At 50.6% G+C, this 22,688-nt stretch carries 22 protein-coding genes; 4 read left to right on the forward strand and 18 right to left on the reverse strand.

Annotated elements, in window-relative coordinates; all coding sequences use genetic code 11:
• Window positions 1-125: 125 nt before the first annotated feature.
• A complete protein-coding gene (locus GQS10_RS13210) occupies window positions 126-515 on the forward strand; it encodes a hypothetical protein (RefSeq protein ID WP_166242911.1) in 390 nt (129 codons plus the stop codon).
• A 63-nt stretch (window positions 516-578) separates the two neighbouring features.
• Here GQS10_RS13210 and GQS10_RS13215 read toward each other — a convergent pair whose 3' ends face one another.
• From GQS10_RS13215 to GQS10_RS13255, 9 genes are all read right to left on the reverse strand, one after another.
• Entirely contained in the window at window positions 579-2,591 is a 2,013-nt protein-coding gene (locus tag GQS10_RS13215; RefSeq protein WP_166242913.1) for a 5'-nucleotidase C-terminal domain-containing protein, read from the reverse strand.
• Window positions 2,592-2,625: 34 nt separating this feature from the next.
• Entirely contained in the window at window positions 2,626-3,357 is a 732-nt protein-coding gene (locus GQS10_RS13220) for an MBL fold metallo-hydrolase (protein WP_166242915.1), read from the reverse strand.
• Between the two features lie 18 nt (window positions 3,358-3,375).
• Window positions 3,376-4,155 (reverse strand): ABC transporter ATP-binding protein, encoded by a 780-nt coding sequence (locus tag GQS10_RS13225; RefSeq protein ID WP_166242917.1) that lies wholly within the window; start codon window positions 4,153-4,155, stop codon window positions 3,376-3,378.
• A gap of 41 nt (window positions 4,156-4,196) precedes the next feature.
• Entirely contained in the window at window positions 4,197-5,213 is a 1,017-nt protein-coding gene (locus GQS10_RS13230; protein ID WP_166242919.1) for an ABC transporter ATP-binding protein, read from the reverse strand.
• Entirely contained in the window at window positions 5,206-6,006 is an 801-nt protein-coding gene (locus GQS10_RS13235; RefSeq protein ID WP_166242921.1) for an ABC transporter permease, read from the reverse strand. The genes GQS10_RS13230 and GQS10_RS13235 overlap by 8 nt, the downstream gene beginning before the upstream one ends.
• Window positions 6,007-6,027: 21 nt before the next feature.
• Complete coding sequence (locus tag GQS10_RS13240) at window positions 6,028-6,975, reverse strand: ABC transporter permease (RefSeq protein ID WP_279538002.1); 948 nt, start codon at window positions 6,973-6,975, stop codon at window positions 6,028-6,030.
• 10 nt (window positions 6,976-6,985) lie between these two features.
• Window positions 6,986-8,566 carry an ABC transporter substrate-binding protein gene (locus tag GQS10_RS13245; protein ID WP_166242925.1) on the reverse strand — a complete coding sequence of 527 codons (1,581 nt, stop codon included), beginning with the start codon at window positions 8,564-8,566 and terminating at the stop codon, window positions 6,986-6,988.
• 68 nt (window positions 8,567-8,634) lie between these two features.
• Complete coding sequence (locus GQS10_RS13250; RefSeq protein ID WP_166242927.1) at window positions 8,635-9,501, reverse strand: MurR/RpiR family transcriptional regulator; 867 nt, start codon at window positions 9,499-9,501, stop codon at window positions 8,635-8,637.
• Window positions 9,494-10,195 (reverse strand): HAD family hydrolase, encoded by a 702-nt coding sequence (locus GQS10_RS13255; RefSeq protein WP_166242929.1) that lies wholly within the window; start codon window positions 10,193-10,195, stop codon window positions 9,494-9,496. Before GQS10_RS13255 ends, GQS10_RS13250 begins: the two co-directional genes overlap by 8 nt.
• 233 nt (window positions 10,196-10,428) lie before the next feature.
• On the opposite strand from GQS10_RS13255, the gene GQS10_RS13260 reads away from it, so the two are divergent.
• A complete protein-coding gene (locus tag GQS10_RS13260; RefSeq protein ID WP_166242931.1) occupies window positions 10,429-10,854 on the forward strand; it encodes a PH domain-containing protein in 426 nt (141 codons plus the stop codon).
• A gap of 122 nt (window positions 10,855-10,976) precedes the next feature.
• Here the strand turns inward: GQS10_RS13260 and GQS10_RS13265 are convergent, their stop codons facing one another.
• The 4 genes from GQS10_RS13265 to GQS10_RS13280 form a co-directional block, all read right to left on the reverse strand.
• Window positions 10,977-12,539, reverse strand: coding sequence for a methyl-accepting chemotaxis protein (locus tag GQS10_RS13265; protein ID WP_166242933.1), 1,563 nt, complete (start codon window positions 12,537-12,539; stop codon window positions 10,977-10,979).
• Between the two features lie 246 nt (window positions 12,540-12,785).
• Complete coding sequence (locus GQS10_RS13270) at window positions 12,786-13,121, reverse strand: VOC family protein (RefSeq protein WP_166242935.1); 336 nt, start codon at window positions 13,119-13,121, stop codon at window positions 12,786-12,788.
• Window positions 13,122-13,276: 155 nt separating this feature from the next.
• Window positions 13,277-13,816: a DinB family protein gene (locus GQS10_RS13275; protein ID WP_166242937.1), complete on the reverse strand. Its 540-nt coding sequence runs from the start codon at window positions 13,814-13,816 to the stop codon at window positions 13,277-13,279.
• A 67-nt stretch (window positions 13,817-13,883) separates the two neighbouring features.
• Complete coding sequence (locus GQS10_RS13280) at window positions 13,884-14,831, reverse strand: helix-turn-helix transcriptional regulator (protein ID WP_166242939.1); 948 nt, start codon at window positions 14,829-14,831, stop codon at window positions 13,884-13,886.
• A 245-nt stretch (window positions 14,832-15,076) separates the two neighbouring features.
• Here GQS10_RS13280 and GQS10_RS13285 point away from each other — a divergent pair, with 245 nt between their 5' ends.
• Window positions 15,077-16,348: a copper amine oxidase N-terminal domain-containing protein gene (locus GQS10_RS13285; RefSeq protein WP_166242941.1), complete on the forward strand. Its 1,272-nt coding sequence runs from the start codon at window positions 15,077-15,079 to the stop codon at window positions 16,346-16,348.
• Between the two features lie 243 nt (window positions 16,349-16,591).
• On the opposite strand, the gene fabF is transcribed toward GQS10_RS13285, so the two are convergent.
• Window positions 16,592-17,830: a beta-ketoacyl-ACP synthase II gene (gene fabF / locus GQS10_RS13290; RefSeq protein ID WP_166242943.1), complete on the reverse strand. Its 1,239-nt coding sequence runs from the start codon at window positions 17,828-17,830 to the stop codon at window positions 16,592-16,594.
• 115 nt (window positions 17,831-17,945) lie between these two features.
• Here fabF and GQS10_RS13295 point away from each other — a divergent pair, with 115 nt between their 5' ends.
• The gene (locus GQS10_RS13295; RefSeq protein WP_166242945.1) at window positions 17,946-18,776 is read left to right on the forward strand and encodes a helix-turn-helix transcriptional regulator; all 831 of its coding nucleotides are present in this window, start codon (window positions 17,946-17,948) and stop codon (window positions 18,774-18,776) included.
• Window positions 18,777-18,975: 199 nt separating this feature from the next.
• Here GQS10_RS13295 and GQS10_RS13300 read toward each other — a convergent pair whose 3' ends face one another.
• The 4 genes from GQS10_RS13300 to GQS10_RS13315 all read right to left on the reverse strand — a co-directional run bounded on the left by GQS10_RS13300 (window position 18,976) and on the right by GQS10_RS13315 (window position 22,676).
• Window positions 18,976-19,440 carry a hypothetical protein gene (locus GQS10_RS13300; protein ID WP_243735148.1) on the reverse strand — a complete coding sequence of 155 codons (465 nt, stop codon included), beginning with the start codon at window positions 19,438-19,440 and terminating at the stop codon, window positions 18,976-18,978.
• A gap of 568 nt (window positions 19,441-20,008) precedes the next feature.
• Window positions 20,009-21,196, reverse strand: coding sequence for an MFS transporter (locus GQS10_RS13305; RefSeq protein WP_166242947.1), 1,188 nt, complete (start codon window positions 21,194-21,196; stop codon window positions 20,009-20,011).
• A 116-nt stretch (window positions 21,197-21,312) separates the two neighbouring features.
• Window positions 21,313-21,942 (reverse strand): HXXEE domain-containing protein, encoded by a 630-nt coding sequence (locus GQS10_RS13310; protein ID WP_166242949.1) that lies wholly within the window; start codon window positions 21,940-21,942, stop codon window positions 21,313-21,315.
• A gap of 113 nt (window positions 21,943-22,055) precedes the next feature.
• A complete protein-coding gene (locus tag GQS10_RS13315) occupies window positions 22,056-22,676 on the reverse strand; it encodes a TetR/AcrR family transcriptional regulator (RefSeq protein WP_166242951.1) in 621 nt (206 codons plus the stop codon).
• Window positions 22,677-22,688 lie beyond the last annotated feature (12 nt).

A 22,688-nucleotide genomic window follows, 5' to 3' on the forward strand; every position in this document is an offset into this window, starting at 1 on the left:
ACCGTGACTCCTTCCTTCGTGAATTCATCACATTCCTGTATAATAGGGTCATATGCAGTAACGGTAACATGTAAAGCTGAAACCTTTTACGCGTAACCATCGTCTGATTCTATGGAGGTGCTGACATGACAAAGAAATCACAACTTGTACTACTGTTAACCTTATTTCTCGTCTTGGTTGCTGCCGCATGCGGCGGTAAAGAGGAAGTTCGTACAGGGGAACAACCGGGGAGCAACCAAACTACAGGGTCGGGTCAAACCGGCAGCCCTGCGGAGGAAAAACCGGCAACAATTAAAGCCGAGGGCACTTTTAGCGGCTTGGTCGATAACCACACGGTTGAAATTATTTTGAAAGACGGTCCGACCGCCTTCCAGCATGAGGCCGGCTTGCAGAAAGCACTTTCCGAGATTACGACCAACGATAAAGTAAGGATTGAATATTTTGAAAAGAAAATCGAGCAAGGAGAGCAAAAGGCAACTCAGCTATGGCTCACCTCGATTGAAAAGAGTAAATAATAGCTGGAAGTGCAAATGCCCCGCTGCAGAATATGCGCGGGGCATTTCGTCTTGATAAAAGCTCTATTCCTTCATAATATTCCAAAGCACATAGGACAGCTCCGCCCTTGTCGCCGCTTCCTTCGGTGCAAAATTCCGGCCCGGGCGACCCTTGAGCAGTCCGTACTCTGCCAATCCAGCAACAGCAGGCTTTAGAGCCGGATTGATCTCCCCTTCATCAGAAAAGCCGGTCTCCCCAGCAACGCTCAGCACTGGCTTTGCCGTCTTCACCTCAAGCAGCCTCGCCGCCACAGCAGCAAGCTGCTCCCGTGTGACCGAAGCGCTCTTCTCGTTACGGTCGAAGCCGACCTCCGTCCACCATACCGCATCGGCTGCTTCCGGCATTCCTGCAGTGACTACTTCGTAAAGCTCCGCAGGAGTTACCGCTGCATTCGGAGCAAAGCGTCCTTCGCTTACTCCCTGCATGATGCCCTCAGACGCAAGCCTGCGCACCGCTTCCTTGGCCCAATGCCGGTCTCCAACATCCGCAAAGCCTTTCACGGTAATTCGTCCTTCGGACTGAACATCCACCGTTTTCTGCTTAGAGGCATACGCCGCCAGCAGCTCAAAATCGGTTCGCGCTTCGCCTGCTCCCACTTTCGTTTTCGCATCGGTAAACATCGTGTAGTTATCTCCGCCGGTATACATAAAGTTCGATAATGCCAGCGTGTACACGGCATCCTTACGGATTGGCGCGCCACCTACCATCACATCCGAAACCCGCTGACCAACCGGCTGATCCGCGTCGTACACATACGAGATGCCGGATACCTGCAGAAACGCGCCGGCCATCCGGTCCACCCCGGAAACGCCGTTTTCCAGCGCCTGCAGTACCATTTCCCCGTCAACTTCGGCAACAACGATTTTGTTGCCAAACGGCAAAATCGCTTTCGCATCCTTCAGCGTAAATTCGCCCTGCTTTGCACTCGCGCGAATGCCTCCGCCATTGGCGAACGCGAGGTCCGTTCCATAATAGTCGCGGTACGCGTCAGCAATCCAGTTGCCAATCGCCGTTTCCTTAAAGCGCGATTCATGGTTTTCACCGTACAGCAGCTCCTGCTTCATCGTGGCGACGGTTTTGCCCAGCTCTTGATCGAGCTTGGCTTGGTATTCCGCAGCGAGCTTGGCAAGCGCCGGATCCTCCGCAACCGTTTCATCCGCCTTGAGGATGTCATGGGATAAACGGATGCCTCCGGCAGCGTCCTTTTCCACGATTAAACGAATGATCGAGCCCATATTGCCCTGAGGCGAAAAGACAAAGCGCCGTCCTTGATCGACCTCGTGTACAAACGACTGTTCCTCCGCCTCTTCCTCGGTAAATACCGCGTGAATCTCAGGTACGGCGGCCAACAGTGCTTTATCCTTGGCAGAAGGCTCCTGCGTTAAGGCGATAATTACATCCGGCTGCTGGGACTCCAGCTTTTGTACCGCCTGCTTCGCCGCTTCAATGACCGGAAGCTGCTTTACGCGCTCATCCCTGACGGTGGTTTCCATCGCACTGGTCAGCCCAATGATTCCCACTCGGATCCCCTGCTTTTCAATCACCACATGGTCCGGCACCTGCCCGAACGGCTTACCGTCGCTGCCGACGAGATTAGAAGAAATCCACTGGAAACGGGAGGCTTGGATCAAGTCAAGAGCATTGTCCACCCCCGCGTCAAAATCATGCTGTCCGAAGTTGGCCACATCCACCGGAATATGATGAAACGCCTCTACCATCGGGAAGCCTTTGAACACGCCGCCGAACAGCGTTCCGCCGCCAAGGTCTCCGCCGAAGGCAACGATTTTCTCGTCTTGGACGGAATCGACAAGCGTTTTAATGCGGGCTGCACCGCCACGGGTGCCCAGCTTGTCTGTAACCGGAGCAATTTCGTGTCCATCGTTAAAATACAATATCGACACGCGCTGACCATCGGCATTCGAAGCACCTGCAGCTGCCGGCGATTCAACAGCCTTGACTTGTCCAGCCAACGGAACGGTCACGAGACTAATGGCCAACACCATTGCTGCTGCGTATCGTTTGGTTAAGCGGTTCATCGTTTAATTCCACCTCATCCCATGAATTTTCTCTTTATAGTGAAAATGTTTTGCCGATTTCTGCGAGCTCCACCGAACCGTTAAAAACGGTCGATGCTTGCCGGACCATCTCCTCCAGCTCGCCAAATTGTGGGAAATGGGTCAAAACAAGCTGCTTGACCTTAGCTTCCTGCGCAAGCTGCCCTGCCTCAACTGCATTCATATGTCCAAAAGGCTTTGCATCCTGACCCTCATAGAAGCTGGACTCCGCAATCAGCAGATCACAGCCCTCGAAGAAGGAAGCCAGCTTCGGCGTATAGGAAGTATCCGCCGTATACCCGAAAGACGTTCCGTCCTTCTCAAATCGCATCGCCAAGCAATAAACAGGATGCTCAGTCGAGCAAAAATGAACGGTCATACCGCACAGCTCGATCGGCTGCCCTTCCGATATTTCGTGTCCCACCGTGGCCTTATCCATGGTCAGCGTTTGGAACTGCTCCGACTTGGAGTGCCCGTATACCGGCAGCAGCTCCGAGCGTTCACCGGTGCGGTTCGCAATGAGCGAGGCGTATTGCAAGCAGCCGACATCCGCGATGTGGTCGTTGTGGTAATGGCTCAAGATCGCCGCGTCAAGCTCCTTCATGCCGCTGTGGTGAAACAGCTGGGCAAGCACTCCGCTGCCGCAGTCGATCAACACGGCTGAATCGCCTGTGCGCAGCAGCAGCCCCGCTGTTGCTCCTCCAGCCGGAGGGTATGCGCCCCAGCAGCCTAAAATCGTTATGTTCATCGTGCGTTTTCTCCCTTCTTATGAATAGACCGCCAATTGCTGAGCCATTGGCTCGGTTTCCTTGTATCCGTAGCGCGGCTTCGGAATGGACGTCATCAGCTGCTTCGTATACGGGTGCTGTGGATCGTGAAACAGGGTTCCCGTATTCCCATGCTCGACGATCCGGCCTCCAGACATAACCAGCAGCTCATCGGCAATGAGTCGTACCACGCTGAGATCATGCGTAATAAACACATACGAGATCCCGTACGTCTGCTTCATCCGCTGCAGCAGAAGCAGCACCTGGGTTTGCACCGAAACGTCCAGCGCCGATACAATTTCATCGCATACCAGCACCTTGGGACGAATGCCGAGCGATCGCGCAATACTGACCCGCTGACACTGGCCCCCGCTTAATTCATACGGCCTTCGATCGGCATATTGCTCGGACAAGCCGACTTCCGAAAGCAAGCGCAGCGCCTCCTGCCTCGTTTCACTTTTGGAAGCAAAAAGCCCTTGAATACGCATCGGCTCGGATACACTTTCCAGTATGGACATTCGCGGGTTCAGACTATCGTACGGATTTTGGAAAATAAGCTGCACCTCGCAGCGATACTGCTGCCGTTCGGCCTTGGTCATATCCGCCACGCACTTTCCTTTATAGCATATCCGCCCGCTGTCCGGCTGCTGAAGACCGACGATCAGCTCCCCGACCGTCGACTTGCCGCTCCCGCTTTCCCCAATAAGCCCCATCGTCATTCCGCTGCGTAAGCTGAAAGAAATCTGATCCGCTGCCGTGACGATTTGAGGCTTTTGCATAAATAACCTTCGCGTAAATCGCTTGTTGATCGCGTGCAGCTCTAACAAATGATCGATGGCTGCTCCTCCTCTCGTTCTGGAGCTCCGTAGTGCTGAGGATAATGACAAGCATATCCATGGCCCGGATGAAGTACCGTAAGACCGGGCATTTCCTGATGACACCGCTCCTGTGCAAAGCTGCAGCGAGGATGAAACACGCAGCCCGACGGCTGCTCCGTCAGCGCAGGCACGGAGCCGGACAATGCGGCAAGCCGGTCCAGGCTGTCCGCCATCGAAGGTGTGGCGTGCAGCAGCGCTTGGGTATACGGATGAACCGGCTGAACAAACACATCCTCTGCGCTGCCAAGCTCCACGCCCGTTCCGCCGTACAGTACGAGCACCCTGTCGCACAGCTTTCCAATCACGCTCAAATCATGGCTAATTAAAACCATAGATAAGGAATACTGCTTCTTTAGATTAAGGAGCAGGTCCAAAATTTGCGCCTGTACCGTCATATCGAGCGCCGTTGTCGGCTCATCCGCGATCAACAGCTGCGGATCGTTCATCATCGACGCTGCGATAACTGCGCGCTGCTGCATTCCTCCGCTAAGACGATGTGGATATTCACGAAGCACGCGCTCCGGATCCTTCATGCCGACACGCTCCAGCCAGCCAAGTGCCGCAGCCTTCGCTTCGCGCATCGTCGATTTCGGGTGCTTGGTACGATATGTATCGGTGAGCTGCTCTCCGACCGTGAGCACCGGCGATAAGGATGTCATCGGATGCTGCGGAACATAGGCAATTTCGTTACCGCGAAGCTCTCGGGAGAACACCGTCTCCGAACAATCGTAAATCGACTTCCCCTTATATAGAACCTGACCGGAAGCAATCCGAAGTGAGCTGCCGAGAAGACGGGCCATCGCCAACGCGGTCAACGATTTACCGGATCCGGATTCACCCACAATGCCAACAATTTCTCCTTCTTGGACGGCAAATGAAACATCCTTCACGGCGGGCAGCCATCCGAGGCCGGTTTTCACTTCCACCGTAAGACGATCCACCTTCAGCAGTTCACACATGCCTTCCTCCCCCTTTCCGGTAGGAATCCGCCAACAGATTAGCCCCGAGCGCTGTCATCAATATGGCAATCCCCGGCACAAAGGGAAACCACGGCGCGATCGAGATATATTTTCGCGACTCCTCGAGCATCGTTCCCCAGCTTGCATTCGGCAGCTGTACTCCAAGCCCGAGAAACGAAAGCGACGCTTCCGTTAGAATCGCCAAGCTGAAGCTGGCTGCAGCCTGCACCGCGAATTTCGGCAGTACTGCCGGGAACAAATGGCGGAGCAAAATATGGCTGCGGCTTGCCCCATAAACGACGGCCGCCCGGACATAGCCCGCCTGCTTCGTTTCCAGCACCGTGCTGTAGGCGAGCCGGGCAAACACCGGCACGTTGAATACGCCGATCGCCAAAAGCGCATGAAATTCTCCGGCCCCTAATACGGTCACAATGAGCAGCGCCAGCAGCAGTGACGGAAAGGCATACAGGCCGTCGACAATTCGGATGGCAAGCTCTCCAACCCAGCCTTTCACGTAACCGGCAGTGCTTCCGATCAAGCCTCCTACGGCCATACCAAAACCAACCGCACCAACGGCAACAACATAAGCGTGGCCGGCCGCATCCATCATCCGGCTCAGCACGTCCCGCCCGTAATGATCGGTTCCGAGCCAATGCTTGGCATTCGGAAGCGCAAACCGCTCCACCAGGCTCATCGCATTCGGATCGTACGGGGTATAAAACATGCCCACCGCCGCAAACAGCGCTGTGAACCCCAGCAGCCCAGCCGCCGCCCAGCGTCCTGCTCCTCGCATCCTTGCTCCTCCTTCCGTCCGTTACACCAGCTCAATTCTTGGATCCAGCCTTTTATACAGCAAATCGACGGATAAATTGACGATGATAACAACACAGGTGATAAATACCGTGATTCCTTCCAGCAAAATAATGTCGCGCTGCTGTACTGCAATGAGCAGAAGCCGGCCGAGGCCCGGCAGAGCAAAAACTTCCTCGATCACAATGACTCCGCCCAGCAGGCCGGAAATCTGCATGCCGATCAGTGTTACCGGTGCGATCAGCGCGTTTCGCAGCCCGTAACGAAGGTACAGCCGGGCAGCGGTGAGCCCTTTGCTGCGGGCAAAACGCATGCTGTCCTGCTGCAGAGTTTGCAGCATCGATACGCGAACCATCCGCAGCAGGATGGCGATTTCGACGAACGACAGCGATAATGCGGGAAGCAGCAGGCTTTTTAGAAATACGGCCAGCCCGCCCTCCTGGACCGATACCGTCCCTCCCGGCGGCAGAATCGGAATATACAGGGCGAACAGAAAAATCAGCACGATGCCCACCCAAAACGGCGGTACGGCCAATCCGAGCTGCATGACCGTGCGGCTGAGCCGATCAGTCCAGCCGTTCTGCTTCACGGCCGACCACACGCCTAGCGGGATCGCGACAGCCACACTGATGCCCATAGTCAGCAGCATCAATGCGGCCGTAAGGGGCAGCCGGTCGGCAATCAGCGCGCCGACCGACTGTCCATAGATTTGCGATTGGCCAAGGTTCCCCTGCAGAAGCTGAACTAGCCAATCGGTATAACGCAGCAGCCAAGGCCGATCCAGTCCGAGCTCCTTCTGGACCGCCTCCACTGCCTCCGCACTGCCGTCGATCCCTAGCTTAATCTGCGCGGCGTCCCCCGGAATGAGATGCAGCACGAAAAACGTGAGAAAGGATACGACGAGCAGCAGCCCTGCGGCACCTATCAATTTCTTCAATAGGAAAGTAAGCATCGGATCACACTTACTGCAAGCTCACGTTGCTGAGCTCGTAGATATCGATCGGATACGTTTCAAAGCCCTTTACCTTGGCGCTCATGCCAAGCAGCGTATACGGCGCTTGGAGGTAAACAGCGGGAACTTCACTCGCCAGCGTCTCCTGAACGCTTGCATATATGTCTTTTCGTTCCTTCGCGTCGATCGTAACGGTACCTTTTTTCAACGCTTCATCCACTGCGGCATTGCTGTAGTTCATATAATTTTCCTTGCTGTCGGTCGCGTAACGCGACAGCATCGCATCCGGGTCGAGGCGCCCGGTATGCGCAATTATCGTTGCCTCATATTGGCGGCCGGTGTAAATGTCCTTTACCCATTTGCCCCAATCGACCGTTTCCAGCTTCACGTTAACGCCGATTTGCTTTAATTGATCCGCCACAACCTCGCCTGCCTTCACGTGCACGGCATACGGCTGTGGAAGCGAAAGCGTAAGGTCGAAGCCTTTTTCCAGCCCGGCTTCCTTCAACAGCTCCTTCGCCTTCGTTACATCATGCTCCAGCGTTTTCGTAAAATCCTTATAATACGTATCCGACGGCGACAAATGGCTGCCGATTTTTGCCCCAAAGCCCCAGTTCGAGCCGATAATTACCTGCTCCTTGTTCACAGCTAACGCAATGGCCTGACGCACTTTCATGTTGTCCAGCGGTGCGACCTTATTATTAAGTGCCATCAGCTGAACGGAATTGGAGGGCTTCGTATAGAGCTGAAGCTTTTGATCCTTCTTGACTTCCTCTGCCTGCTCGCCGCTAAGTCCGGCGATATGGACTTGTCCGCTCTTTAAATTGATCAGCTGGGTCGCCGAGTCCGGAATGACGAGGAACTCCACTTTATCTAGGGAAACAGTTTTGCCATAATAATCGGCATTCTTTTCAAGCACGACCTTCTGCTGCGGCACCCACTCGACCAATCGAAAAGCTCCCGTGCCAACCGGCTTTTGCTTCAGCTGTTCCACCGATTCCTTCGGCACAACAGCCGCCCATGGCATAGCCAGCGAGGATAAGAACGAAGCCGAGCCCTGCTTCAGCGTTATGGTCAGCTGCTCCGGCGAATCGGCCGTCACCTTGTCAATCACAGAAGAGTAATCCTTTGCCCGCGGACTGCCTTCGCCCATCAAACGCTCGAGCGAAAATTGTACGTCTTCGGCGGTCATGTCGCGTCCGTTGTGGAATTTCACGCCTTTCTTCAGCGCAAACGTCCATGCTTTGCCATCTGCGCTCGGCGTCCATTTTTCAGCCAGCCTTGGCTGCAGGTTGCCGCTTGGATCTGTACCGATCAGCGTGTCGAAAATGTTGTTCGTCACTTGAAACGTGGATGCGGAGACCGTGCGGTGCGGGTCCAGTCCGTCAACATCATTGGACACGGCGATTTTCAGATGGCCTTCACTCTTGGGAGCTTGTGTCTGTACGGCGGTTTCCGCTGCCGGCTTAGCTGCCTCCGCCTGAGTCGGTGACGACTGCTCCGGTACTCCTCCGGCGCAGCCGCCAAGAAGTGCCGCTGTGAGACTGGCAATCACGGTGTGCTTCCAACTAATTTTCATCATACGCTGCATGGCTTGGATCTCTCCTTTTGGGATATATGGATAAAGGTAACGCGGGGTTATCCTTCACCTCTCACCTTCTACCTTTCACCTGATTGGTGCAGGTCCTTAAACGCCTTTAAGCTGTGTTCCATTTTTTCCAGCTGCTGCATGACGCGCTCCTTACGGATCTGACTGACAGTTTGCACAAGGCTGTTGGCAATGGAAAACGGCGCGGTATACGAGTCGAGAAAGCCCTCCGACGACGTGGCCGCGAACAACGAAACGTCCGCGTACCGGCAAAACGGTGAAATCGGGTGATCGGTAATGACGATCACGTTTGCTCCGTTCGCCTGCGCCATCTCGGCCACCTTCAGCGTCGCTGCCGAATATCGCGGAAAGCCCGCGGCGATTAGCACATCGCCTTTTCCTAGGCAGGCCGCACGTTCGGCCATCTCCTCCATCGAAAGCATCTGCGCGCAGCCGAGCATAAAGTTGAGGCAGTACGCGAGATAGCTGCTGATGCCGCCGCTTGCTTTCCAGCCTGCCGTAAAGATACGGCCTGCTTCGCCGATCAGCTTGGCCGATTGCCAAAGCTGCTCTCCTTGATCGAGCTCAATCGTTCTGCGGAGGTTGTCCATATCCGTCTGCATGACACGCTCCGGACGGAATGTTTCGCTTAAGCGGCCGGCCGTGGAGGCACGCAGCCTAACGACGGTGCGGTTTTCAATGACACCCGCTTGAATATGCTTCTGCATGTCGGCGAAGCCTTTAAAGCCGAGCGCGGCGGCAAGCCGGTGCACCGACGCTTCGCTGACGCCGGACAGCTCGCCGATTTGCGCCGCCGGCAGAAACGCCACTCCCGCCGAATCGCGAACAATATACTCCGCCGCCTTCTTCATGCTGCGGCTTAACGCTTGGAAATGCTCGTCGATGATGCTTTCAATCGATTTTCGTTCCTCAGCCAACGTGATGCTCCACTCCTGTATTGAAATAGGTTGGGATTTCCCTAATATCGCGAATCACTCGCGGATGACGCAGCTCCTCTATTCCCAGCTGCCCGAACCGGTTAATCAGCAGCGTGTCCATTCCAAGCTTCGCCGTTGCCGTGCAATCGTCGTAATAATTGTCGCCGACATATACGACCTGCTCGGGCTCCAGCTGAAGCTCCTCCAGCGCGATGCGGAAAATACGCTCGTCCGGTTTTTCTACTCCAATTTCTGCAGAAATGAGTATCCGCTCGAAATAGTGGTCCAGCTCAAGCCTCCGCAGCACATCCTTCGCCGAGTGATCCCAATTGGAGATCAGGAACAGCCGATAGTTCTTCGACAGCTCCGTCAGCACGCCGTGCACCCAAGGGTACACATGCCAGCCGCCTTTCGTGCGGGCTTGCTTGATCGCAGTCCACAGTTCCGCCAGCGGGAGCCGTATACCCAGATGATAATTGACTAGACCGGCGTACCACGGGTAATACGTTTCCGCATCCTTTCCGAACACACCCGGGTATTCACGCATCATCGTCTTATCCGCAAGATGGAACGCAATCTCAATGTCCTGCTCCGCTTTATCGATCCCGAAGCTTTGAAGAACGTTTCGGTACAGCTCCTCCCTTTTCAAATACACTAAGGTATACCCGAGATCGAAGCCGATCGCTTTTTTCATCCGTCCCTTGTCCTCCTGTCCTGCTGCATTCCGCTTTTTTGTAGCCTCAACTACATATTGACACTGTTTTGAGGATCGGCTACAACTATGATTCTAGTGATGTTTCGTAAAAGGAGTGTCAATACAAGGTTAAGAGTTTTTGAAGATGGAATAAGCTTTATGACGTGTGGTGAAACTTTTTTGAATAACTACCGTATCGAATGAAGAATTTACTTTTTCTGGGAGTTGATAAAATGAAATTTCAATCGAGAAAAGACTGGTGGTTAACCTTCATCTTGTGGGGATCCATGCTGTTACTAATAGGAATTGGCGGCTTTACACTTTTTGCAGGAGAGTTTCATCTCAGTAAAATTTTCGTTGTGTTCCCATTGATGATCGTTTTTCCGATCTTTATGCTGTGGATGTGGCTGACAACCTTTTATGTCATCGATGACAGCCATTTGCTTATTCGGTACGGTCCGTTCAAAAAAAATATCCCCTTAAGCGCCATCGTTTCCGTTAAAAACACGACGAACCCGTCTTCAAGCCCCGCATTGTCTCTCCAAAGATTAGAAATTGCGTACAATCGCTACGATTCGGTGCTCGTTTCTCCACAAAATCGGGATCAATTTTTGGAGCTTCTTTCGAAGCGTTGTCCGAACGTCAAGCTCATGAGCTAGTGTAAATCAAGACGGCTTGATTCCGGTTGACTCCCATCCAATCGAAAATCTCTTCCTAGCTCATTAAATCAACGAAAAAAACCGGCACCCCATAAGGTGCCGGACCAAGCTTTCGGATCATTTTATCCTTTTTTCGTTAGCAGCGTCGTAAGCTTCTGGCCGGATTGAGAAGCTGCTGACGACTCCTCGACCTTTTCATCGGTAATGCTCTGAAGCTGAACAATAAGCTGATCCAGCTTGTCAAACTCCTGAACGACCTTTTCAATCTGATTGCTCTGTTCCGTAGTAGAAGCGAGGGTTTGCTGGACGCCCGCCGAATTTTGTTCAGTAACCGCTGCAACGGTCAGCGTGTTCTCTGAAACAGCATTGCCAAGCTGCTGAAGCTTTAACGATTTCGTTTCGACGGAGACCGCTTTATCCGTAACCATTTCTACATTGGAAGAAATGGCTGCAAAACTATTTTCAACCTCTCGCGTTGCTTCCATACTCTTTGTCACCGATTGACGTCCGATATTGACCTGCTCCGTAACCAAACCCGATTGCTTTTGAAGATCAACGATGATGGACTGAATATCTCCTGCGGATTGCTGTGAATGCTCCGCCAGCTTGCGGATTTCGGTGGCTACTACAGCAAATCCCTTGCCATGCTCCCCTGCCCTAGCCGCTTCAATGCTCGCATTCAAAGACAGTAGATTGGTTTGTTCCGCGATTTCCCGAATTACATCGAGAATTTTTTGAATTTCACCTGTTTTGTCATTTAATTTTTGCATGAGATCAACAGTAGAGTCTGTGGAATGATTCAGCGTCTGGATACTTTCAAGCAAGGAACGAACCTTCTCACTGCCATTTTTGGTTTCATTGCGTGTGTTTTCAGCCAAGCTCCTCACTTCGTTGGAATCATCATGCACCGAATGGATATGCTCTTGGATTTCAACCATCGATTCATTAATGTCGTTAATGTTGTCGACCTGCACATTCGTTCCCGAAGCGATCTCTTGAAACGTTACCGACATTTCCTTCGAGTTGCTACCCGCTTGCGTAATATCGGTTTTTAATTGACTGCTGAACGAAGTTAAATAGTCAATTGACTGCTTAATGTTGGCAAACACACTCTCCATATGATTCTTTTGCTTCAAATTTTCTTCTGCAACCGTCGTCGCTCGTTTAAGAAGCTTGGTGTTAACAGCAGCGATAACGACTAAAACAATCGTAATAAATATCAGATTCTCAACGACAACGATACCGGCAAGTTTAATTCTTTCCGGGGGTAGTCCAAGAAAGACAAGCGAGGTTTTAAACACCATCAAATAAAGCGTATATCCAACCGCCGAAATACCGGATAAAAGAATGAGCTTGAAGCCGGGATAAATCGAAGGCAGGACAATGGAAAGTACGATGGAAAATAAAATATAAATGCTAGATGTGGTCGAAATGTTAATGCATGTAAAGATAATAAACACAATCGTTAGAGGGTATTGCATATGAAATACGAATTGTTTTCTCCAGTTCAAATAGCTAAAGATGACTAGAGGAATAATTAAAAATGACATTCGTAGCAAGTGACCAAGGAGCGCGTCCTTTCCCATGCTGGAAAGGGCTAGTGCGCTAATCCCTATTAATACCCACAGCGTGATAATAAACAGTTTGTTACGATGGGAATATACATTCGTTAATTCATGGTTCATTTGTGACCCTCCCTTGCAATATGCCATAAGATTACCTTGGATTACGACTTTTTCCAACATAAATCGACACGCTTATTTCGACATTGACATCATCATTTTTCTATGATTTGCGCCTCGCTTAGCGAATACATCTTGTACATGAGCTTGTAGTTGGAAACAAAAATGGGGATGTCCCTCAGCCATCTACGATGACTTTTGGGACACCCCCCTCACAAGTTATACGGAATCAATATTTTCCTTATTCCATCACTTTCTTTGAATAAGACCAATCCCTAAGCCAGTCGGATCAACCAAATAGGCAACAAAGAAATCATCAAACTCCATTTTTTCCCGTACAATCAAAGCCCCGTATTCCTGCGCCTTTATTACGGATTCATCAATGGAGCTCACTTCGATTTGGATTCGAGTGCCGTGAGGATAATCCTGTGGTCCCTGGGCGATTCCGCCAGAAATCCCGCCAGTTGTAACGGACCGATACCCCCAATTCGGTTCGCTAATCTCCCATCCAAAAACATGAGAATAAAACTCCGATGCTTTTTGAGCATCCTGACTATTTAACTCAAAACCGACAACCTTCCCCACTTACATTCCTTCTTCCTATCGTTGATTTTAGAAGTAACTAAAAGTAAATATTCTAAAGTTTCCAAAAATATCCTCTTTATAGAGCTTTACTTTTTTCATCAATAAGAAAAAAAGCCGACCTTGTCAGGTCAGCTGCCTTTCATATGCACATTAAATTACACCCTGCTTAGCTCGCTCTTTAAACGGTCGAGCTGCAAGAGATGATGCCGGTAATGCATTTCGACCAGCAAAAACCACTCTTTGGCATTTAATGCCCCGAATCCGGGATGAAGAACCTTTTTCCCTTCGGATGCCTGACTCACCGCAGCTTCCGTACGTTTCATTCTCTCTACAACAGCACGCAGTCCTTCTGTTATATACTCTTTGCTCTCCGGCTGCGAGGGTGTATATTGCGGTGAAGCCGGAACCTGAATCCGGATGGGCGGAAAACTTCCCGATTCATAAGTATTCCTGCCATTCTCCGTTTTCTCCCCATTCGAGTCCAAGGTTCCCTCGCTTTCGCTCAAGCATCGATCGACATTGTTGAGGTGCATAAATTGGGCCGACTGAATCAAATGCATATACATTTGACCTATGGACCACTCCTCTTCGTTCTTTTTTTCAAGCAGCTGCTCCATATCGAGGTTTTCCAGTTCAACGAAGTATCGTCCTACTGTCACTTCAAATGCCTTCAAAGCTTCCTTTGTACTGATCATGTTTTAAAACTCCTATTCATAGTTGGGATTAGTCCCAATATAAAACAACGCTACTGACAACAGTGTGTCAGTAGCGTTTTAACATTTTTTCTGCTTCTTCCCGAATGCGCAGGCGAAGAGATTCCGGTTCCAGCACCTCGACATCCCCGCCCCAGCCGAGGATATAAGGCAGCAGCTCCTCAGGCTGTCGGACGCGAAAGTGGGCAACCAAACCGTCCGTCCGCTCCTCAGTCTCTTCCAAATAATATTGACTAACTTCCGTAATTTTGTCAGCAATATGGGGATTTACCCGAATTCGCACCCACTCCTTTCGAACGTCAGCCGGACGGTAATGGTTCAGATTAAAATCGTGAGGCATACGAAAGCTAGCCTCAAGCACCTCAAGCTCCGTCATCCGCGATAATCGAAAATGACGAATGTCCTCCCGCAGATCACAGCGCGCAATCAAAGTCCAATTTCCTTGAACAAGAACGAGTCCGTATGGAGCGATTACCCGCTTATTCTTGCGATTTCCGTCGGATTCCGCAATTTTTTTCAAATATGTAATGCAAAGCTTTCGCCGATCCATAATCGCGCGCCGCACAAATGCCAAATATTCCTTTACCTTCTGGCCGGTTGCCGGTTCTCCAGCGTGAAGAAGGCGCATCGTTTCCCGAACGCGCGCCGCCTCGCTTCGCACCTTCTCCGGGAGGACCACTTCAATTTTTCGCCGAGCCGCCTTCGCTACGACGCTATAATGATTGTCCAGCCTCTGCTCGATAAAATCAGTCCCCATCAGCAGAGCTACGGCCTCTTCCGAAGAAAACCCAATCGGTGGAAGGAAATACCCCTCCATAAGGGAATAGCCCTGCCCGGGAGCACCAACAATCGGTACCCCCGCTTCACTCAACGCTTGAATGTCCCGATATATCGTCCGCACGCTCGTTTCGAATAGAGCCGATAAATCCTCCGCTCTGATTGTCTTGTTCCGCTGCAGCTCCAGTGTAATCGCGAGCTGCCGTTCGGTTTTGTTCATTGTTCGGATCCTCCACTACCGTCCATAAACGTTCTTCTGTATCACACTAAACGATACATTAAGAATAGATCATAAACAATCACGACTGCCTGCTCACCGGGACTACGCATTATAATCCATGATATTCGTCCTATTTTATGGAAAAAACCTAGGAAAAACCTACCAATCTATCCGCAAAAAGCAGGTAAACCGTGATGTAAAACGAATTGTTTTTCTCTGCACAAGAGATGACTAGGAGGATCCAAATGAAGAAAACACGATCATCGTTACGTTTAACCCTCGCCCTCACGGCAGCCGTTTTGGGCACGCAAGTATACCCTTTTTCCGAGCAAATTTCCGCTGCCAGCTACGACACTTCCTTCATTAAGCAAGTCTCGGATCGCTACGATCAGCTGGAAACGAAATACCATGACCTCTATGAGGCGGACCGCAAAAAAATCACAGGAGATTATGAAGCGTTCTACGATATGACACACGATAATCACCGTACGCTTACTACATTGCTCGAAAATGATTTGGATTACTTGACCGAGCTGTTGGATGACGATTATAAAAAGCTAGCGGAACAATATTCCGGAAGTACATACCGGGATGCTCTGAGCAGCTATAAACGTGAAATCAATCCGAATTATTCCTCTGGGGCTTTATGGAAATATGCAACGGCGTCAAATGAGAACTATTCCTCCAGCACCCATTGGGATTACGACACACAAATCAATGAAAATTACACCTCTAGCTTGATGTGGAATTACAATAATGAAGTGAACCCGAATTATTCCGGCAGTACGATGTGGGAGTTTACCAATGAAATGAATCCAAACTACTCCGGCGCTAAAATGTGGGAGCTTCGCAACGAAGCCAACGCGAACTATTCCGGAAGTACAATGTCGGAATACAGACTCGGATCGCTGACAAGGAAAGAAGCGGAGACGAAAATCAATCAAATTTTGACGGAGGGCGAACAAGATCTTCAGAGCATTCGCGACTCTGCTGTAGCCTCGTTGAACAAAACACACCAAGAAACCGTGCAGGAATTAACGGAGCTCCGTGACAGCACCATTCAGAAGTTGATCAAACAGCGTACGCGTTCGCTTGAAGATATTATGGCCATCCGGAAAAAGCATTTTGGAGGAGAGCTCGAGATAAAGCCGCTGCAAATCAGCTTCGATAAAATCAAGGTTACGATTGATGGCGAGCTGCAATTCTTTGAGCAGCCTCCAGTAAATCTGGCGGGTAATGTTCTTGTTCCGATGAGAGCGATCTTTGAACGGCTTGGAGCAGTGCTTACTTGGAATGCGCAGGAGCAATCCGTTACCGCGACGAAGGGCAGCACATCGATTTATTTGAAGCTGGGCAGCATGAATGCAACGATTAACGGTGTGGAGAAGCCTCTGAACGTTGCGGCCCAGCTCGTGAATTCGCATACCATGGTGCCGGTTCGTTTTGTGAGTGAGGCGTTAGGCGCTGAGGTCAGCTGGGATGCCAATACCCAGACAGTCATCATTGAGACGAAGTAAATCCATTCGTTTTGGAGAATAAACCAAAGATAATGAAAACACGGCAGCCAAGGATTGCATTGATATGCACCGGCTGCCGTTCAATTTTCTTGAGCATTTTTCACCAATAGCCGACAAAAGACTTGGGTCAAGTTCTTGTCGTTCGTCTATGAGAGGAACTTGTCCGTATCAAAGGAAAAACCCGCGTTCAAGGCGGGTTTCAATTGGGTTATGTTGTTGTCGTCGGACACAAAAGAAGTCGCGTCATTCACCGTATCGCTTCATCACGATAACGGCGTTGTGCCCGCCGAAACCAAAGGAATTCGACATGCCAATCCGCAGGTCCGCCTTACGCGCCGTGTTCGGAACGTAATCCAAATCGCATTCCGGATCGGGGTGCGACAAGTTGATCGTTGGTGGAATGACACCTTCCTGCAAGCTTTTCACAAGCGCGATGGCTTCCACGCCGCCGGCGGCGCCAAACAGATGGCCGAGCATCGATTTATTCGCCGTCACCGGCACTTGATAGGCGGCTTCTCCGAATAGCCGCTTAATCGCCGCCGTTTCGGAACGATCCCCCAGTTCAGTGCTCGTTGCGTGAGCGCTGATCATATCCACTTCTTCCGGAGAAACTCCAGCCTCCCTTAAAGCCTCTCTCATCGCGCGATAAGCCCCTGTCCCTTCCGGATGAGTCGCCACCACATGATAGGCGTCCGAGCTTGCTCCATAACCGATCATCTCGGCGTATACTCTCGCCTTGCGGCGCTTCGCATGCGTCAACGACTCCAGGACAAGAATGCCGGCTCCCTCTCCAATGACGAAACCGTCGCGATCACGGTCGAACGGCCGGCTTGCCGCCGCCGGGTTATCGTTCCGCGTCGACAGCGCCGTTGCGTTAGCGAAGCTGGCCAGAGAGATGGGAGTCAAGGCCGCTTCCGCTCCGCCGGCGAGGATGACGTCCGTTCTTCCGGCTTGGATGCGATGGAACGCTTCCCCGATCGCCGTATTCCCTATCGAGCAAGCAGTGACGGGCGATAAGGTCGGACCATAGAGGCCAAGACGAATGCTGATCGTCGCAGCAGCCATATTCGAGATCATCATAGGAACTAGCGTCGGGCTCACTTTGCCGGGGCCACGGGCAAGCAAATTCGACTGCTGATCGACGAGCGTCTGAATACCTCCTATGCCGGAGCCGACATAGACGCCAATGCGCTCACGGTCCAGTGCGTCCAGCTCAAGTTCGGCGTCTTGGACGGCTTGATCCGCGGCGGCAGCGGCGTATTGGCAGAATCGGTCCATGCGTCTCACTTCTTTCGTGCCAAGCAGCTCAGCCCCATCAAAATCGCGAACCAAAGCCGCGATCTTCACCTTCTGGCCTTCCGTTTCGAAGGCATCGATTTTCGTTACGCCGGAATCCCCGTGTACGAGACGCTCCCACATTCGATCTACGGTATTGCCAAGTGGCGTGACCGCTCCCATTCCCGTTACGACGACGCGTTCCATTAAATCCCCTCCATACTTGCTTAATATGGATTATCCTGCCACACCCAACATCCTATTACAAGTTGCTTTTTATCATAGTATAATAAGTACCAGTTTAAGGTTACGAGGTGAGCGAATGAATCGCCAAATAAGACTCCAAGCTCTATCCGATTTTTTAAAACAAGCCCGGTCACGGATTGCTCCCGACTCGGTCGGATTGCCCGAAGGAACGCGCCGGCGTACTCCGGGATTGCGAAGAGAGGAAGTCGCGCAACTCGCGGGCGTCAGTTCTACCTGGTACACTTGGCTTGAACAAGGCCGGGATATCAAGGTATCCGCCTTCGTTCTCGAATGTATCTCCACCGCGTTACGGCTGACGGAGGACGAACGGAAATACGTATTCTCTCTTGCGCTTGAGTCGGGACCTGTCGTCCGGTTGCCGAAGGAAGACGAGCTGCAGGTCAGCCCTTCGTTGCACAAAATCATTCAGGAGCTTCGCAGTTGTCCGGCGATCATCTCGAACCGTCGTTGCCAAATCGTCGGATGGAACGAAGCGGCTGCCCAAGTGTTCATCGATTTCGAGCAAATTCCGCCCGAACAACGGAACATGATCCGGCTTGTGTTCGCCCGCAGGGAATTTAAACGGCTCGCCGTGAATTGGGAGCAATTCGCGAGCGGATTTCTAGCCATGTTTCGCGCTTATTACGGACAGTACGTTGACGATGATTGGTATGAAGTGTTTCTAAACGAAATGAAGAACACGTATCCCGAGTTTCAAACGATTTGGGAACGAAGTGACGTCAGCTTCGCGCCGGAAATGCTGCTCGAATTTCGTCATGCAAAAGCCGGCAAGATGTTATTCCATCTCACTTCGCTTCAGGTGCACGGCGAAACCGACCTCCGATGCAGCATTTATACCCCCGCGCCTGATACGAATACGGAAGCCAAGATGAAATCATTGTATTAATTCGCAAGAAAACCTTGCCTACTTTCGGCAAGGTTTTCTTGCGGTATTGTTTTATCTTACAACTCGTATTCCCCCGAAAAACCGATTTTATAAAATACGATGAACCGTACTTTTGGGGAGACTTTAGAATCTACTGTCTACTTGACGGGGTGCAGTTCACATTCGTTCTAGTTCCGTAGTGATTGAATTCAACATTCCGTTAGCTTACTTCTTCGATTGGAAAGTCCCAGAGAAAATAATATTTTGAAAACTGTCGGGTTTCTACAATCGTCGTCTGCTTATCTTTTTCAAAGAGAAGTCCCGAACCCATTTGCTCCTTAAAATTCCAACCCCGATCCTTCATAAATCCCTTGACTATATCGTACCGAGAGCCGCCATTATTTTCTGAAACATATCTAATTTCTTGATCAGATTCCGAGAACTGCTCATAATCACTGCCGGTAAATTCCAATTTGGAAATCGAGATAAGTATCGGCAGCGGGTTTCCCTCTTGCGATAAGGCACCACCAAATCGAAGCGCAATAAAACCAAGCGCTATCATGGATATAGAAAGCACAATTGTTAAAAGGCGTTTCAAAAGTACATCCCTTTCCAGTCCCATGATATTTCCTCCTTTGTTAGGTAAATTTCCCACACCTTCCATTGTTGTAATCGTTGCAATCAAAATGGTTCATTGTGAATAATAAAAAAAGCACAACGCTGCAAAGGTCATTGAACTTAGAATAGTTAATGTAGAACCGTTCTTTTCTTCCCTATACATAAATGCTCGAATAGCGCTCAATAAGAAAAGTATAAATAAAAACCCGAGAAAGGCAAATACAATATCCATTTTCTCCCCTACTCTGGCGCACCCAAAAATCCTTCTTTTTCTAGATGTAAAAGAAGCTCATGAACACATGGACTCCAATGCCCCGTGGGACGGAGTACCGTGTTTCCACTACGAACTATGTAATTAACATTACCGCCTGTTAATACCTCTTCCTGGGTCATAAATTTTCGTCCTCGCTTTTCAGTACTTGAGTATTTCCATTAGCTGTTACTTGCCCTCTGCCCCCTAATTATAAGAAACAGTAACGGGCCATTCCTTATAAAGTTCAATTATTTCTAAACTGCCCCACTTGGAATGCCGCCGATCATCGTCTCCTTAGAACATTACAATGCATAAAGAACCTCTTCATCCGTAAATGAAACGGTTTTGGAGGTTCTATCACTGAAGTATTTGCTTTTATCCCCTACCCTCGCAGTTCCTTGCTCAGTGGGGCCGGCCGGTAACGAAAGCCCGCCGCTGCAAACACAATATACACACTCCCCATAATGGTAAAAAAACTCGCAAGAGACACATGCTGCAGCAGCCATCCCCCCGCATTCGGTCCGATCAAGCTGGCAACGGAAAAATGAACCGAAGCAATCACATTCGCTGTAGGCAGTATCGTTTTCGGTAAAAGGTCTGCGGCGTAAGCGAGGCCCAGAGAGTAGAACGATCCAATTGCTCCTCCCGCTAGTAAAAACAGTGCACCAATCATCCATGTATTTATTCCAGCCAGCGGTACTGCCAGGAAAGCGGCCGCACCAACAACGCCGGACAGCATTAAAATCGGCTTTCTGCCCACTTTATCGCTCCAAATCCCTAACGGAAGCTGCAGAATGAGACTACCCGCCCCAATCAGCGGCAGAAGATAAGAAATTTCACCGGAAGTTAGCCCCAATCGCAGTCCATAAACAGGAAAATTCCCGTTCATGGAAGCTTCCATATACCCGTACAGAAAAGCCGGAATAAGAGGGAACCAGGCCAGCCGGTACACTTGGAGAAAACGATTTTCCCGCACCAGGCTGCTCTTTGCGTCATTTGCTCCGGGCGGGCTTTCATTGCGCAAACGAAGCACCATAAAGAGCACGATTAGAAAAAGCACATTCATACTGACTAGCGGAACAGCCGCACCATAGTGCTGCAAACCAATTGCTAAAGGTCCAATGGAAAACCCGACCCCGTACGCCATGCCGTATAGGGAAATGTTTCGGCCTCTGCGCTCCGGCGGGGAATTCGACACGATCCAAAGCTGAGTAGCATAATGAAGAGCACTATCGCCGATCCCGACCAGGAGTCTCAGCAGAAACCAAATCCACAGGGTATGCGTGAATGAAAATGAGAGCGTTGCAGCGATAACAAGGACGATGCCAACAAGGATCACCGGCTGAAAACCGTACCGCCTAACCGGCCGTTCAATAAAAAACATCGTTCCAAATACGCCGAGATACAGTGCCGCAGAATTCAACGCATTCATTTGTGGCGATACGCCCCGCTGCTCCAGCCAAATGGACAGCAGCGGCAGCAGAAGCCCTTGGCTCGCCCCAGCCACGATCACAACGAGAATAAGTGTAATAAATACAAACGTTCCAAAATCTTGTTTTGCAGAATTCATGGGGTGACGATCCTCTTTCCTTGAGGTACAATTCTACTTCTATTACCTTTTTTCATCCATCTCCTGCTCCATCATAAAATTAACCAAGGGTTAATGCAATATATTGGTAAAATTATTTACGTATGAATATACTTTTGCCTAACAAGCTTCCCAAGCTCCAGCCCGCCCCAAACCATAAGAAGCGTAAGCGGCAGCCCTAACGCCATCCCGCTCAGCAGTCGATAACCCTCAAGGTGTCCTTCTGTAAAAAAGCGAGATAGCGCGAATGCTGCATAGGGAATTTCTACGAGGAGCGCCGTGATAACCCCGGGAGTATAGCTGCGTACAAGGACCGATAATCCGACATGCTTTACCCCGTCGAGCAGCATCACTGCAACAATACCAGCGTACAAGGGCAGCAGTTCGCCGCTTACAGCAAAGTGTTCTGCTGCATTGTAGGTTAAAATCAGGATGGCCAATGCCATGAGTGTTACGGCAACGGTGAGCTGAAACGTCACGTGCTCCTCAGATAGCAGCTTGCGCTGTGCAGCAGGGATTCGAAGGTCTGCTCCTTTGCTTCTCAACCACTTTTTCGTACATAGAATCTCTTCCCCATCATGAATAACAAAAGCGACCGGCAGCAGCCAAATCAAAGGATACAGGCTTATCGGAGGTAACCCTAACACATTATTTATGAAATCCATGGTGATCTGCCTTTCTCTGCCCGTGTTCCCACTCCCGAAGAAGCCCCGGTAACGATGGCCCATGGACCATAAGTTTGTTGAATAGAATACATAGAAAAAGCACCTCCAGCTAAAATGGATTTGAGTATTTACTCAAAATTGCGGTAAAAAAAGAGACTGGGTCGGGTATTCCAGCCTTAAGACAAGCGGCGTTCCTGCGAATGCGTTAATCCGTTCACCAGCAAATCCACAAGCTTACGCACATAGGTTTCGTCATCGATCGTCTGCAATTGGGCTCCGAAACGCGATGTAACCATATAATGGACCAACAGCGATGAAGTAAAGGTTGTTAACGCAATCACGTAGGTATCGGTATCTTTAGCTTGTTCCTCTGACGATCCGCGGTTCAGCAAGGCCTCACCGGCTGCCCCCATTTTCTGCAACAGCTGCAGCACCTCCTGAGATACCATCTCATCCTGGAACATTTCCGGCGACCAAATGAGCAGGATGTAATCCGAATTCTCTTTTAAAAAGGTAAGATACTTCAACCCGTATTGGACGAGAGCGTCCTCAAGAGACAGGTGACTCAGCTGGGCCTGCGAATCCTCTACATGCAGCAGGAAGGTGAATTTTCTTACGATTTCGAGCAGCAGCTTGCGTTTATCTCCGAAATAGTAAAAAATGAGCCCTTCCGCCACGCCGCATTCGGCCGCGATTTCCTTCGTTGTCGTCGACCCAAAGCCCTGCCGGGAAAACAGCTTCAGCGCTGTTTGAAGGATCCGGTCTTTCTTAAGATTTTTGTCTTCTTTTCTGGACAAAACGATAGAATC

It is taken from the genome of Paenibacillus turpanensis (assembly GCF_011421635.1).
GTDB classification, from domain to species: domain Bacteria; phylum Bacillota; class Bacilli; order Paenibacillales; family YIM-B00363; genus Paenibacillus_AK; species Paenibacillus_AK turpanensis.